General features: G+C 75.5%; 9 protein-coding genes. 7 read left to right on the top strand and 2 right to left on the bottom strand.

What is annotated here, in order from left to right; all coding sequences use genetic code 11:
• Nucleotides 1–3 precede the first annotated feature (3 nt).
• The gene (locus tag ACQP00_RS33000; protein WP_433202804.1) at nucleotides 4–636 is read right to left on the bottom strand and encodes an NADPH-dependent F420 reductase; all 633 of its coding nucleotides are present in this window, start codon (nucleotides 634–636) and stop codon (nucleotides 4–6) included.
• A gap of 89 nt (nucleotides 637–725) precedes the next feature.
• Here ACQP00_RS33000 and ACQP00_RS32995 point away from each other — a divergent pair, with 89 nt between their 5' ends.
• Both ACQP00_RS32995 and ACQP00_RS32990 read left to right on the top strand, forming a co-directional pair.
• Entirely contained in the window at nucleotides 726–1,502 is a 777-nt protein-coding gene (locus tag ACQP00_RS32995) for an MEDS domain-containing protein (protein WP_433202801.1), read from the top strand.
• Entirely contained in the window at nucleotides 1,499–2,446 is a 948-nt protein-coding gene (locus tag ACQP00_RS32990; protein ID WP_433202798.1) for an anti-sigma factor RsbA family regulatory protein, read from the top strand. The genes ACQP00_RS32995 and ACQP00_RS32990 overlap by 4 nt, the downstream gene beginning before the upstream one ends.
• Here the strand turns inward: ACQP00_RS32990 and ACQP00_RS32985 are convergent.
• The gene (locus ACQP00_RS32985; RefSeq protein ID WP_433202795.1) at nucleotides 2,430–4,787 is read right to left on the bottom strand and encodes a putative bifunctional diguanylate cyclase/phosphodiesterase; all 2,358 of its coding nucleotides are present in this window, start codon (nucleotides 4,785–4,787) and stop codon (nucleotides 2,430–2,432) included. The genes ACQP00_RS32990 and ACQP00_RS32985 overlap by 17 nt on opposite strands.
• Before the next feature lie 263 nt (nucleotides 4,788–5,050).
• On the opposite strand from ACQP00_RS32985, the gene ACQP00_RS32980 reads away from it, so the two are divergent.
• From ACQP00_RS32980 to ACQP00_RS32960, 5 genes are read left to right on the top strand one after another with little or no spacing between them, the layout of a single operon-like run.
• Nucleotides 5,051–6,964 carry a dynamin family protein gene (locus ACQP00_RS32980; protein ID WP_433202792.1) on the top strand — a complete coding sequence of 638 codons (1,914 nt, stop codon included), beginning with the start codon at nucleotides 5,051–5,053 and terminating at the stop codon, nucleotides 6,962–6,964.
• Entirely contained in the window at nucleotides 6,964–8,523 is a 1,560-nt protein-coding gene (locus tag ACQP00_RS32975) for a dynamin family protein (RefSeq protein WP_433202789.1), read from the top strand. The genes ACQP00_RS32980 and ACQP00_RS32975 overlap by 1 nt, the downstream gene beginning before the upstream one ends.
• Nucleotides 8,520–10,640 (top strand): Hsp70 family protein, encoded by a 2,121-nt coding sequence (locus tag ACQP00_RS32970; protein WP_433202786.1) that lies wholly within the window; start codon nucleotides 8,520–8,522, stop codon nucleotides 10,638–10,640. Before ACQP00_RS32975 ends, ACQP00_RS32970 begins: the two co-directional genes overlap by 4 nt.
• Nucleotides 10,637–12,889: a hypothetical protein gene (locus ACQP00_RS32965; RefSeq protein ID WP_433202784.1), complete on the top strand. Its 2,253-nt coding sequence runs from the start codon at nucleotides 10,637–10,639 to the stop codon at nucleotides 12,887–12,889. Before ACQP00_RS32970 ends, ACQP00_RS32965 begins: the two co-directional genes overlap by 4 nt.
• On the top strand, nucleotides 12,886–14,226 hold the full coding sequence (locus ACQP00_RS32960; protein WP_433202781.1) for an Hsp70 family protein: 1,341 nt from the start codon (nucleotides 12,886–12,888) through the stop codon (nucleotides 14,224–14,226). The genes ACQP00_RS32965 and ACQP00_RS32960 overlap by 4 nt, the downstream gene beginning before the upstream one ends.
• Nucleotides 14,227–14,237 lie beyond the last annotated feature (11 nt).

Raw genomic sequence — 14,237 nt, 5'->3', positions numbered from 1 at the left:
GGGTCAGGCGTCCACGCCGATGCGGTCGCGGAGTTCGTCGGCCCAGAGGTCGGCGGTGTAGACGTCGGTGCCCGGCTGGTGTTTGCGGCCGCCCGCGCGCAGGGTGCCGGCGTCGACCGGTTCGTAGCCCAGCTGTTCGACCAGGTCCATCACCCGCCACTTGGCCGCCGGGTCGTCGGAGGAGACCGGGATGCCGTAGCGGCGCAGGGCGCCCGCGGAGTGGCGGTAGTCGCGCAGGTGGTCCCAGCGCATGGCGTTGAAGGCCTTGACCACGTGGGCGCCGGGCAGTTCCCGCTGGATGAGCTCGCTGCTGGTGACCCGGCCGTCGTCGAGCTCCGGGCGGTGGCCGTCGCGCTGGGGGTAGTAGTTGCAGGCGTCCACCACCGTCTTGCCGGCCAGGGACGCAGCCGGGAGGTCCTGGTAGTGGCCGAACGGCACGGCCAGCACCACGATGTCGCCGAAGCGGGCGGCCTCGTCCGGGGTGGCCGCGATGACGTGCTCGCCGAGCATCAGCTCCAGGTCGCGCAGGGTGTCGGGGCCGCGGGAGTTGGCGATGGCCACGTCGTCACCGGCGTCGGCGCACAGGTGGGCGAGGGTGGAGCCCATGTGGCCGGCTCCGATGAGTCCGATTCGCATGGGTCTGCGCTACCCGCCCTCGACGGGTTCACGCAAAGCGGGCAATGCTGGACGCGTGCCGTCCCGCGCTGCGGGGTTACCCTTCGGATGTGAGCACCTCGGCCGCCGACCAGCACGTCTGCTGGACGTACGACACCCCGGGGCAACTGCACGCGCACGCACAGTCATATCTCGCCGCCGGGCTGGCGGCCGGGGAGCGGGTCTGGTTCGCCGGCACCGCCGACCCCGGGTGGCTGCCCGCCGGCGCCGAGTTCGTCTCGCTCGACGCCACCTACGCCGCCGGCACCCTGGTCGACCCGGAGGCCCAGGTCGCCGCGTACGCCCAGGCCACGGCGGCCGCGCTGGACGACGGGCACACCGGCCTGCGGGTCTTCGCGGACTGTACGGCCCTGGTGGACACCGCCGAGCGGCTCGACGCGTTCGCGCGCTACGAGGCGCTCGTCGACCGGTACATCGCCGTGCATCCGATGCGCGCGGTGTGCGCGTTGCACCGCGGGACGGTCGGCGACGAAGCGGTCGGCGCGCTCGCGTGCCTGCATCCCGGTACCAATGCGGCAGATGTCCGTTTCGCGCTGCGCGGCGATCCGCATGACGACGGGGCCGCGCTGCTGAGCGGTGAGCTCGACGACACAGCCGAGAACCTGTTTCCCGCCGCGCTCGCCCGGGTACAACCCCGGCCTGAGAACGGAAAGATCGTGTTCCACGCGCACGCCCTGCGCTTCATCGACCACCGGGCGCTGCTGCACCTGCAGCGCCACGCGGAGCAGCGGGACGTCACGGCGGTGCTGCGCACCCCGCTGGCGACCGCGGCCCACCTGGTCGAGCTGCTCCGGCTGTCGCGGATTCGGGTAGAGGCGGCGCGATGAGGACGGGGGCCGGGGCCGGTCACACCGGGTACCTGCACGAGGCGATCTGCTACGACTCCGATGAGCACCTGCTCGACGTGGTGGTGCCGTTCCTGCTCGGCGGGGTCGCGGCCGGCGAGCCGACCATGGTGTCGTTCGGCCCGCGCAACGCCGCCCTGGTCCAGGACGCGCTGCCGGCGGGCTGTCCGGTGATGTTCCTGGCCGGCGGCGAGGTGTACGCGCGGCCGGCGGGTGCCATCCGCGCGTACCGGACGCTGCTGGGCGAGCACGTGGACGCCGGCGCCGGGCAGATCCGCATCGTCGGGGAGCTGCTGCCGGAGCACTTCGGGGCGTGCTGGGACTGGTGGGCCCGCTACGAGTCGGCGATCAACCACGCGTACGACGAGTTCCCGCTGTGGAGCATGTGCGCGTACGACGCGCGGTCCACCCCGTCGCACGTGCTCGCGGACGCGCACCGCACGCACCCGTTCACCGCCCGGCCGCTGGGGGAGCACGCGGCGAACTCGGAGTACACCGACCCGGAGACGTTCCTGCTGGAGAACCGGCCGGAGATCGCCGACCCGCTGCAGCAGCGCCCGCCCGCCGCCGACGTGCTCGGGCCGCCGCCGGACGAGGCGCGCCAGGTGGTGCGGGCGGTCGGCGAGGGCCGCATCGGCGACGCGCGCATCGACGACCTGACGCTCGCGGTCAGCGAGATCGTGGCCAATGCGCACCGGTACGGCCGCGCGCCCGTCCGCATGCGCGTGTGGGCGGCCGACGGGCGGGTGGTGGTCACCGTGGCCGACACCGGGCGCGGCCCCAAGGACCCCTACGCCGGGCTTCTGCCCGCGACCAGCGAGAACTCGGCCGGCTTCGGGCTGTGGATCGCGCACCAGGTGTGCGACCACGTGAGCATGCAGCGCGGCACGGACGGCTTCACGATCAGGCTCACCGTAGGAAGCTAGGCGCCGGCTCCAGCCGCTCCTCGAGCTCGTGCGGCGCCATCGGCCGCGCGTAGAGGTAGCCCTGCCCGAGCAGGTACCCCTGCTGCCGCAGCACCTGGGCCTGGTCCTCGGTCTCGATCCCCTCCGCGACGGCGGCCAGGTCGAGGGTCTGCGCGATGTGGATGACCGCCTGCGCGACCGCCGCCGGCCGCCCCGCCGTCGTGATCTCCTCCACGAAGCTGCGGTCCAGCTTGAGCGTCGTGACCGGGCAGGTGAGCAGCAGCCCGAGCGAGGAGGCGGCGGTCCCGAAGTCGTCGAGCGCGATGCGCACCCCGAGCGCCCGCAACTCGTGCAGGGTCGCGATCGCCGGTCCGTCGCCGAGCACCGCCGTCTCCGTCACCTCGACCAGGAGGCGGTCCGGGGCCAGCCGGGCCGATGCGAGGGCCGCCCGCACATCGTCGACGAACCCGGGGTCCTGCAGCTGCCGCCCGGCGACGTTGACGGTGATCGAGTAGAGCGCCTTCTGGCCGTACCGCCGCAGCCACTCCGCCATCTGCTTGCACGCCTCGCGCAGGGCCCAGCGACCCAGCGGCACGATGAGGCCGGACTGCTCGGCGACCGGGATGAACTCGGCGGGGGAGATCGGCCCGCGGGTCGGGTGCTCGAAGCGCATCAGGGCCTCCGCGCCGACCACCGAGCCGTCGTCGAGGCGGACGATCGGCTGGTAGCGCAGGAACAGCCGGTCGGTGCCGATCGCGTCGCGCAGGTCCGCGCCCAGCTCGGCGTGGGCCTGGATGCGGGCGGCCATGTCCGGGGTGTAGCCGACCGAGTTGCCCTTGCCCCGGTCCTTCGCGGCGTACATCGCGATGTCCGCCTTGCGCAGCAGCGTCCCCAGGTCGTCGCCGGGCCGGGCCGGCGCCACCCCGATGCTGGCGTGCACGAGCAGGTGGTGCCCGGCCGCGCTGACCGGCGGCGCGAGCAGGGCCAGCACCCGCTCCGCGGCCCGGTCGGCGTCCCCGCCGGGCGCGTGGCGCAGCAGGACCGCGAACTCGTCGCCGCCCAGGCGGGCCACCACGTCACCGTCGTTGCCCCGCACCGCCGCCCGCAGCCGCTGGGCCACCGCCACCAGCACGTCGTCGCCGACGGCATGGCCGAGGGTGTCGTTGACCTCCTTGAAGTCGTCGAGGTCGATCAGCAGTACCGCCGCCTGGGTGTCCGCCGCCGCCCGGTCCAGCGCCTGCTCGACGATCACGCTGAACCCGGCCCGGTTGGCCAGGCCGGTGAGCGTGTCGTGGGTCGCCTGGTGCTGCAGCTGCTGCTCGTGCCGGCTGACCGAGTCGAGCAGGTGCGCGTTGTCACGCAGCGCGACGAACTGGCGGACCACGACGAGCCCGGTGATGAGAATGGCCCCGAGCGCGACCGGGGCGATGTCGGCCACGCTGTGCTCGCGGCCGGCCCGGAAGCTCTGCACGGCCAGGAGGAGCGAGGTCGCGCCGACGGCGACGTACGGCAGCGACGAGAAGCGCCGTGAGCGCCGTACCGGTGCGCCCTCGCCTGTCCGGTCGTCGGGCCCGCGCCGCTGCACGTGCGCGGCGCAGCACACGACCAGCATGTTGATGATGATGCTGATCGGCTGCAGCCCGACCCAGCGCGGCTCGTTGGTGATCGGCGCCGCGGCGGAGGCGAACACCCCGATCAGGATGGTCAGCGCCAGCAGCCGCAGCGACGCCATGGTCACCGGCCCGCTGCCGACCATCGCCACCTTCATCACGGCGACCAGCGCGAGCAGGCACAGCAGCGCGATGAGCACCATGCCGAGGAACTTGGGCACCTCGGTGTGCGTCTCGACCAGCGGCCGCAGCACCAGGTGCCACAGGAACAGCGCGGCCCCGGCCGTGACCGTCGCCCCGTCCAGGGTCAGCCGCACCCACTCAGTGCGCGAGCGATGCCCGGCCGGAAGCCGCAGCAGCGCCCACATCACGAGCAGAAGAGCCAGGGACAGCAGTGGTACCCCGGCGCCGACGAACAGCATCGGCCGGTCCGACCAGCGCGCGAACGTCGACACCGTCATCAACGAGGCGCCGGCCAGCACCAACCCCTCGACCACGGTCAGGTGCAGCCAGAACCGCCGCGCGGCCGGGTGCAGCCCCGGCGTGCGGGCCACCCGCAGCGTCGTCAGCATCGCCACGATGCTGGTCGCGGGGACCGTGAGCCACATGAGCACCTTCGGCGCGGGCAGCCCGGCCGCGTAGAACACGGTCCAGACCCCGCCGAGCGCGAAGATCGCCAGGCAGCCGAGCAGCAGGGGCCGGGTGTCGGCCCGCTCGTCCGCGCGCGCCGCACCGGGGTGGGTGCCGCTCATCCGCCGCACACTCCCTCCGGGTCCGCCCGCCACGCCCGTCGCTCAGATCGGTCGTCGCGCCAGAATATGAAGGAAACGCGCGTCCCGCCCATCCGCCGATCCGCCACGAACCGGATCCGACGATTCACCCGGGTAAATTCCTTACCGGCGATTCCCCCGGATGGCGAGCGAGCAACCGGAAGAGCCGGAACGCACCGTCCGGTCGGCGGATTTTGCCCGCCGGTCCGTGATCGTCGCGGGCGCGGGCCCTTACCATGGGCCCGATGCGCGACTTCGACACCGCCCGGGACGCGGCACTCAGCCTGTTTCCGCAGCTCATCGCGCTCGCCGAGCGGCGCGGCGCGCGGACCGCGGCCGGTCGGCTCGCGGCGGCGCGGGAGCGGCTGGCGGACGGGCGGCTCACCGTGGTGGTCTGCGGCGAGTTCAAACGGGGCAAATCCAGCCTGCTCAACGCGCTGCTCGACGAGCACGAGCGGCCGCTGCTGTTCCCCGAGGCCGGGGAGATCGCGACGAGCGTGGTCACCACCGTCCGGTACGGCGAGCAGGAACGCATCGAGATCCTGCTCGAACTCGACGGCGGCGGCACCGAGACCGTCGAGGCGGGGCGGGCCGAGCTGGCCGGCTACGTCACCGAGAGCGGCAACCCGCACAACGCGCGCCGGGCGCGGCTCGTGGCGATCGAGACCCCGCACCCGAAGCTGCGCTCGGGGCTGACCCTGGTCGACACGCCGGGCGTCGGCGGCGTGTACGCGGGACACACCGCGGCCACCATGGCGTTCCTGCCCAGCGCGGACGCCATCGTGTTCGTGTTCGACGCGACCCAGCCGCTGCTGGAGAGCGAGCTGCGGTTCCTGCGCCACGCGGCCGAGGCGGTCGCGGCCGGCGACTCCCGCGACGCGCTGCAGTTCGTGCTGACCAAGACCGACATCGGGGACTATTCGGCGATCCTGGCCAACGGGCGGGCCAAGATCGCGACGGCGCTCGGGCGGCCGGCCGACCAGGTGACGATCGTGCCCGTGTCGGCCCACGCGAAGCGGGACTACCTGCTCGACGGCGACGACGAGGACCTGGAGCTGTCCAACTTCCCGGCGCTGGAGGCCGCGCTGTGGGGTTCGCTGCACCGGTACCGCGCGAAACGCCTCCTCGGCGCCGCCCTCGACGAGCTCGGCCGGGCCGCCCAGGGGCTGCTCGAGCCGCTCAAGGAGGAGCTCGACGCGCTCGCCGACGAGACCAACGTGAAGCTCGCCGGGCTCGTCGCCGAGGCCCAGGGCCGGCAGAAGCAGCTGGCCGAGATGCGCACGGCCTCGGCCAAATGGCGCCGGCAGCTCGCCGACGAGCTGGGCGGGCTCGGGCGGCGCCTCGGCGTGCAGGGCGAGCGGCGCCTCGACCAGGTCTGGCACGGCTTCTCGGTCGACTACCTGCGCGACGACCAGTACCTCTACCACCCCGAACGGCTCGTCGGCCAGCTCACCGCCGACGCGGCCCAGGTCGTCGGTGAGCTCAACGAGCAGGCCGCGGTCGCCGCGGCCGAGGTGCTGGCCGACTTCAGCCTCCGGCACGGCTTCGACCTCGACCGGCCGGCCCTCGGCGAGCTGCCGGTGCCGCCGGTGCCCGAGCTGCGCGTCGACGCCGAGCCCGCCGCCGAGGACCGGCCCGGGCTGTTCCGCGGCCGGCTCGGCGGGCTGCGGGCCGGGGTCAGCCTCGGCGCGGCCGTCGGCGGGCTGCTGGGCGGGCTGATCGTGCCGGTGGTTGGCAACGCCGTCGGTGCGGCCATCGGCGGGCTGCTCGGCAGCGCGCTGGGCTGGCAGGAGGGCCTCGCCGACGAGCGCCGGGCCGACCGCCAGGCCCGCCGGCAGAGCCTGCAGCAGCAGCTCGGCACGCTGCAGCGCGACCAGCGCCGGCACGTCTCGACCGCGGTCAACGAGGTGGTCCGCGACTTCACCACCGCGGCGATCGCCGAGCTCGACGGGCGGCTGGCCCAGCAGGAGGAGACGCTGCAGGACCTGCTGCCCCGGCTGGCCGCGGCGCGCAAGGCGACCCACGACGCGGCCAAGGCGCGCTCCCGCGAGCTGCTCGCCGAGTGCAAGCCCCTGATCGAGCTGCGCGAGCGGGTCACGGCGCTCGCCGCGGCGGCCGCGAAACTGTCCACGGTGGACGCCGAGGCCGCGGACGCCTGATGACCGGGCTGCGGGCACGGGCGACGGCGGCGTTCGACGAGGCGATCCGAGGGCTGCGGGCGGTACCGCTGCCGGGCCTGGACAAGGCCGCCGAGGACCTGGCGGCGTGCCGGGCGCGGCTGTCCGGGCCGATGCGGGTGGCGCTGGTCGGCCGGGTCAGCTCCGGCAAGTCGACGCTCGCCAATGCGCTGCTCGGCGCGCCGCTCGCCCCGACCGGGGTCGAGGAGCTCACGTTCAACGTCAACTGGATCGGGCACGGGCCCCGGCGCGAGCTGACCGTGCACTTCACCGACGGCCGCCCGCCCGAGCGGCGCGACCCGGCCGGGCTCGAGGCGCTGACCGTGCGCGCCCGCGACGGCGACAAGCAGCACCGGCGGCTGCTGCGCGCCATCGACTATCTGCGCGTCACCGACCCCAACGAGCACCTGCGCGCGTTCGACCTCGTCGACACCCCGGGCCTGGACTCGGTGTTCCAGACCGACTCGCAGAACACGCTGCGCTTCCTCGGCCGCACCGGCGACGACGTGCGGGCCGCCTCCGCCGCCCACGCGAGCCGGGCCGACGCGCTCGTCGTGGTGTTCGCGCGCGGGCTGGCGGCCAACGAGGAGGAGCTGCTCGCCGACTTCGCCGGGCCCGGCGTCGGCGGCTCCGGACCGGTCACCACGATCGCCGCCCTGACCAAGGTGGAGCTTTCCTGGCCGCAGCATCCCGACCCGCTCGCCGAGGGCCGGCGGCTGGCCGAGCGCGTGATGAGCGCGCCGGGGGCCCGGCGGGTGCTGTACGAGGTGCGGCCGATCGCCAGCCTGGTCGCCGCGGCCGCCGCCACGTTCACCGACGACGAGCTCGGTGACCTCATTGGACTGTCCAACGTGGACCCGTCCACGTTGGAGCGCCGGCTGCGCCGCGGGCCGTTCTTCGCGACCCGCGAGTACGAGGACCTGCCGGTGCCGCCGGAGCGCCGGGCCGCGCTGCTGCGGCGGTTCGGGCAGTACGGCATCTGGCTGGCCGCCGGGCTCGTGCGCGACGGAGCCCGGGACGCGGCCGAACTGCGGGCCGAGCTCACCGCGCGCAGCGGCCTGCCCGGCTTCCGGGCCCTGCTGACCGGCCACTTCGGCAACCGCGCCGAGCTCATCAAGCTGCGCGGCGCCCTCGACCTCGCCTACCGCCTGCGCGACCGGCGGGCCGCCACCCTCGGCCCGCACGAGCGCACCGTGCTCCTCGACGCCTGCGCCCCGCTGCTCGCCCTCGACCGCGACGAGCACGCCTTCCGCGAATTGGAAGTTCTCCGCTTGTACTACGACGACGCGCTCTCGTTCACCCCGGACGACGCCGCCGATCTCCTGCGGGTGACCGGCGAGCACGGCACCGCCCCCGCCGACCGGCTCGGCCTGCCGACCCCGGCCGCGCCGCCCGAACTGCTCGCCGCCGCCCGGGCCCGGCTCGGCGAATGGGCCGCCCGCGACCTGGATCCGCTGTACGAGGGCCGGACCCGCCGCGCCGTGCAGGTGGTCCGGCGCAGCTACGAGCGGCTCGTGTCGACCGTACGGGAGCCGGCGTGAGCGGGACCGGGCCCGAGACCGTGCTGGTGGTCGACCCCGGCCACGCCACCACCAAGGCGATCCTGATCCACGACGGGCGGCTGGTCCCGGTGACCGAGCCCGGCACCGGCCTGCGCGCCTGGCCAACGGCCGCCCATCAGCACGCCGGCGACACCCGGCTCGGCACCGCGGCCCGGACGTTCGGCCGCGCCTATCCGGGCGAGTACCTCGGCGGCGGCCACCAGCGGGCCCGCGGCTGGATGCTCGCCGCGGTGCTGCGCGCGGTCAAGCGCCACGGTACGACCCCGGAGCGCCTCGTGGTCGTGGTGGACGCCGAGCCCGACGAGCGGTGGCCGGCCTTCCTCCAGCGCATGGCCGAGCACCTCGGCTTCGCCGACGCCGAGTTCGTGCCGCGGACCGCCGCGGCCGCCTACACCGACCGCGGCCCCGACACCCCGGGCGTGGTGCTCTCCTTCGACCTGGGCGAGCGCGGCCTGCACGCGGGTCTGGTGCGCGTCTCCGCCGACGGGTACGAGTCGCTCGGCCACACCGTCGCCGAGGACTGCGGTGGCCGGGCCGCGCAGGCCGCGCTCGCCGCCCACGTGCGCGAACTCGGCGGGACGGCGCTGGAGCGGGCGCTGGCCACCGACCACCTCGACGCGGACGCGGCCGCCTGCGTCGCGATGGACTTCGCCGCGGCGGTCCGCCGGTTGCGGCACGCTCTGAGCATGGCGCCCGTCGCCGCCGACCGCCCGCTCGCGACCGGGCCGGTGGTCGAGGTGCGCCGCGAGGCGTTCGAGGCGCTGCTGGCCCCGCTCGTCAAACGGGCCATCGCGGCCACGTCCGACCTGCTGGAGCGGGCCGGCCCGACGGTCGATCGGGTGGTGTTCACCGGGGGGATGACCAGCATTCCGTACGTCATCCGGACCGTCGGCGCCGCGATCGGACTGCCGGGCCGCTCGGTCGAGATGGGCGAGGGCGGGGTCGTCACCGGCGCCGCGCGGCTCGTGCAGGCCATGCCGCCGATGACCGCCGCGCCCGCGCCGGCCGACGGGCAGGTGCCGGTGCGGTGGGACGCGGCCGGGGCGCGGCTCGTGCGCTGGCTCGTCGAGCCGGGGGAGACCTTCGAGGCCCGGGCCGAGCTGGCCGTGGTGCGCACCGAGGACGGCGGGCTGCGGCGGCTGCGGGCCCCGGACCGCCCGGGCCATCTGGTCCGCCGGCACGCCGAACCCGGCACGGTGCTCGCCGGCGGGGCCTGGGCGGCGACCGTCGGCGTGCTGGAGGCGACCAGCGTTTCCGTGCGCGCCGCCCCGCGCGGCCCGGTCCGGTCGATCGCCTTCAGCGCCGACGGGCGGCGCATCGCGGCCGGCGTCGAGGGCGCGGTCTGCCTGCTGGACGGCGACGGGCGGCCGCTGTCGCAGCTCACGGTCCGCGGTACGGCGCGGGCGGTCGCCTTCGCCGCGGGCGGGAAGCAGGTGTGGGCCGGCACCGACGGACCGCTCGAACGGTGGGAGATCGACTCCGGCCGGCGGCTGTGGTCCGTCGCCGTCCAGGACTCGGTGCTCGACCTGGCCGTCAGCCCGGACGAGCGGTACTTCGCGGTCGCCACCGCGGGCTGGAACTCCATCCTGTACGCCGGGCCCAGCCAGCCGCCCCGCTGGTCACGCAAGAACAGCGGCAGCGCCGTCGCGTTCAGCCCGGACGGCACGGTGCTCGCCATGATCGCGCAGGGCGTCGAGCTCATCGACCTCAAGAACGGGCAGCCGTCGGGCCGGCGGTTCGCCCGGGCCGTCGCGACCGGCGGCGGGCATCGGCTGGTGTTCAGCCGCGGCGGCGACCGGCTGGCCGTGGCCAACCGCGCCGGGACCGTCCAGTGCTGCTACCCCCGCACCGCCACGACGGCGTGGACGGCCACGGAGCCCGGCGGCGTCACGGGGCTCGCCTTCACCCCGCGCGGCGACCGGCTGGTCGTCGCCGGCGCGCGGATCGCGGTGTTCGAGACCCTGCACGGCAAGCTCGTCGCCGACCACCCGCTCGGCGCGCCGGTCCACGCGATGGCGCTCGCCCCCGACGGCGTGACCCTCGCCCTGGGCACCGACGACGGCGTCCGGCTCATGCGCCTCGAGGACCAACCGTGAGCGAGCCGGTGCTGATCGCCGACATCGGCGCGGCCACCGGCAAGGCCGTCGTCGTGCGCGGGAAGACGGTCCGGGAGCTGGCCGAGCCCCTCACCGGTACGCCGCTGTGGCCGACCGCCCTGCACAGCGACACGTACTGCGGCTCCGTCGCCCTGCACCGACGCCGCGCCGAACCCGACGGGTACGCGGGCTGGACCGGCGACCACAAGCGCGACGTCGTGCTCGTCGGGCGGATGCTCGGCCTGATGCGTGAGGTGGCCGCCCGGCTCCTGCGCGGACCGGTCGACCGGCTGGTGCTCGTCGCCGATCCGGCCGCCGTCGCCGACCCGGGGCGCGGAGGGGTGCTGCTGGAGATCGCCGAGATCGTCGGGTTCGCCGAGGCCGAACTGCTGGCGCGGCCGCTCGCCCTGGCCGCGGCGCCGGAGGAGGCGGGCGAGCCGGGCAAGCGGGCCAAGCCCGGCAAGCGCGCCAAGCCGGGCAAGCAGGCCGAGCGGGCCGAGCTCACCCTGGTGCTGGACTTCGGCGCGCGGGCGCTGACGGCCTCCGTGGTGCGCGCCGACGGACCGCTCGTCCTGGACCACGAGATCGACCCGGGCGCCGGCGGGCACGCGCTCGACGAGGCGCTCGGCGCGCAGCTGCGGGCCGCCGGCGGTGACGAGCTCGCGGAGGCGCTGCGCACCGACCATCTCCCGGCCGGGTCCGCCGCGCTCGTGGCCAAGCGGCTGGCGTTCGAGTTCGCGGATACGGTACGCCGGATGCGCCACACCGTCGCCGCCGCCGACCTCGCCGTCGACGCGGTCACCGCGCTGGGCCCGGCCCTCGAACTGCGCCGCGACGACCTCACCCGGCTGCTCGAACCGATCGCCGGGCAGGCCCTCGCCGTGGCCCGGCGGCTGCTGCAGCGCCACGCGGGCGTCGACCGGATCGTGCTGACCGGCGGCCTGATCCGCATGCCGCAGTTCGTCCAGGCACTGCTCGACGGGCTCCCGGACCGGCCGGTGACCTGGGCCGACGAGCCCGACCGCGACTCGGTGCACGGCGCCGTGAAGGTGGTGCGCGACACCCCGCAGCAGCGCGTCGACCCGGCCGCGGCCAACGGGCACACCCCGCTGCGCTGGGACGTGGCCGGCGCGCGGCTCGTGCGGTGGCTGGTCGAGCCCGGCCAGGCGTACCCGGCGCGGGCCGAGCTGGCCGTGGTGCGGATCGCGGACGGCTCGCTGCGCCGCCTGCGCGCGCCCGACGAACCAGGCATCCTGGTCGCGCAGCACGCCCCGGCGGGCGTCCTCGGCGGCGGCTGGCTGGCCACCGTCGCCGCACCGGGAACCGAGCCGGTACCAGAGCCGGAGCCGGTTCCCGAGCCGGAGCCGGAGCCCGCGGTCGTCGCCCCTCGGCCGGTGGCCGTGCGCTACACGCGGCCCGTCCAGCTCCAGCGGATCACGACCACGGAGGGGCCGGCCGGACTGGCGTTCAGCCCGCACGGCCGGTGGCTGGCCTACGCCGGGCGGGAATCCGGCGCGACGCTCCGCGACGAAGGCAATGGCCGGCTGGCGGCGGTTCCCGGCGCGGCATACTGTGTCGAGTTCAGCCCGGACGGCCAGGACCTGCTGGTGGGCTCGGACTCGGCCGTCGCGGTCCACACCCTCGTCCCCGGCCGGATGCCGTCCGCGATCGCCACCGACGACCGGGTGATCGGGCTCGAGTTCGGCCCGGACGGCCGGCACCTCGCGATCGTCACCGAGGGCGGGACGACCATCCTGCACGACTGGGCCAAGCGCCGGGACCTGTGGGGTGGCACCGACGGCGGCTGGGTGGTGGCGTTCAGCCCCGACGGCCGGCTGGTGGCCACGTCGACCCCGGACGGCCGGGTCATCGTGCGCGAGGCGGCCACCGGCACCAGGATCACGGTGGTCGAGGGCAGCGTGCCGATCCGCTCGCTCGCGTTCAGCGCCGACGGCCGGGTCATCGTCGTCAACGCGGTGCGGGGCTGGAACCTGCGCACCGGCCAGCAAGCGTGGCTGCACGACTGGATGCCGGCCGACCAGGCCGCCACGCCCACGCCCGACGGCCGGCTGTTGGTGGCGACCAAGCGGTCGTGGCACCTGCTGGAGCCGGGGGACGGGACGGTGCTGGCCCGGTTCGATGTCGTGTACGGCCATCCGCAGGCCCTGGTGGTCAGCCCCGACGGGATTCGCGCGGCGGTCGGGTTCGAGGGCACGATCTTTCTCGTGGGGATTGGAGAGCCGGCGTGAGCGAAGCGGTGTTGGTGGTCGACTTCGGGACCTCGTCGTCCTCGGCCGCGCTGGTCGTCGCCGGGCAGCCCGTCCGGCTCATCAAGGAGCCGGCCAGCGGGCTGTACAACTGGCCGTCGGCGGTCTGCCGGACCGGCGACGCGCTGCTCGTCGGGACCGTGGCCGAGCGGCGCAAGCGGGCCGACCCGGCGGCGTACCGGGCCGAGTTCAAGCGCGACCTCGGCGAGACGGCGCCGATCCCGCTGGGGGAGGCCGACTACCGGCCCGAGGAGCTCGTCGCCGCGGTCCTGCGGGTGTTCGGCGAGCGGGCCGCCGAGCTGCACGGCGGGTCGGTCCCGCGGCTGCTGCTCACGGTGCCGGCCTCGTACGGGCCGGGCGACCCGCGGCGGGACGTGATGATCGGGGCCGGCGAGGCGGCCGGGTTCGCCGAGGTGGAGCTGGCCCCGGAGCCGGTCGCGGCGGCCCTCGCCCCGCTGTCGGGAGCGCCGTTCGCCGACGGGGACCTGGTGCTCGTGTACGACTTCGGCGGCGGAACCTTCGACGCGGCCCTGGTCCGCTTCGCGGGCGGGCGGCACGAGGTGCTCGGGCACGCCGCGCTCGACGACTGCGGCGGCCGCGACATCGACGCGCTCATCTCCGCGCACCTGCACGAACGCGGCGGTGAGGAGCTGGCCGGCGCGCTCGGCACGACCGCCCTCGCCGCGCCGGCCCGGCTGCGGCTCGGGCTGCAGGTGCGCGAGTTCGTGCGCGGGGTCAAGCATCAACTCAGCGACGCCGAGGACGTGGAGGACTACCTGACGCCGCTCGCGCCGCCGTACCAGCTGCATCAACGCGAGCTCGCCGAGCTGATCGCGCCGCTGGTGGCGCGGACCGTCGCCTGCAGCATGGGCCTGCTCGCGGCGGGCGGGGTCCGCGCGGCCGACCTGACCGCCGTGCTGCTGACCGGCGGCACCTGCCGGACGCCCGCGGTGGCGGCGGCGGTCGAGCGGGGGATCGGGCGGCCGGTGCGCCGGACCGAGGACCCGGACCTGGCCGTCACCCAGGGCGCCGCCGCGCTCGCCGCGCGGGCCGGCGACCGGGCGCTCGACCCGGTGCCGCCGCCGGCCGGGGCGACCCCGCTGCGCTGGGACGAGATCTCCGGCCGGCTGGTGCGCTGGCTGGTCGGGCCGGGCGAGGAGTACGCGGCCGGGGCGCCGCTCGGGGTGGTGCGGCTCGACGGGCTGGCGCTCGTGCGGCTGTGCGCGCCGGACCGGCCCGGCCGCCTGGTCGCCGTGCACGCGACGCCCGGCAGCACCGTCGCGGCCGGGGACTGGCTGGTCACGGTCGAGGGGCGGTAGCGGCTGTCGGG

Origin of the sequence: Dactylosporangium sp. CS-047395, from assembly GCF_050942185.1 — a bacterium.
Taxonomy (GTDB): domain Bacteria; phylum Actinomycetota; class Actinomycetes; order Mycobacteriales; family Micromonosporaceae; genus Dactylosporangium.
The sequence above is the reverse complement of the archived record's forward strand: the minus strand, read 5'-3'. Positions and strand labels throughout refer to the sequence as shown.

Coding starts and splice junctions, on each gene's coding strand:
- ACQP00_RS33000 (WP_433202804.1), bottom strand. CDS start 636: ATGCGAATCGGACTCATCGGAGCCGGCCACATGGGCTCCACCCTCGCC.
- ACQP00_RS32990 (WP_433202798.1), top strand. CDS start 1,499: ATGAGGACGGGGGCCGGGGCCGGTCACACCGGGTACCTGCACGAGGCG.
- ACQP00_RS32985 (WP_433202795.1), bottom strand. CDS start 4,787: ATGAGCGGCACCCACCCCGGTGCGGCGCGCGCGGACGAGCGGGCCGAC.
- ACQP00_RS32980 (WP_433202792.1), top strand. CDS start 5,051: ATGCGCGACTTCGACACCGCCCGGGACGCGGCACTCAGCCTGTTTCCG.
- ACQP00_RS32975 (WP_433202789.1), top strand. CDS start 6,964: ATGACCGGGCTGCGGGCACGGGCGACGGCGGCGTTCGACGAGGCGATC.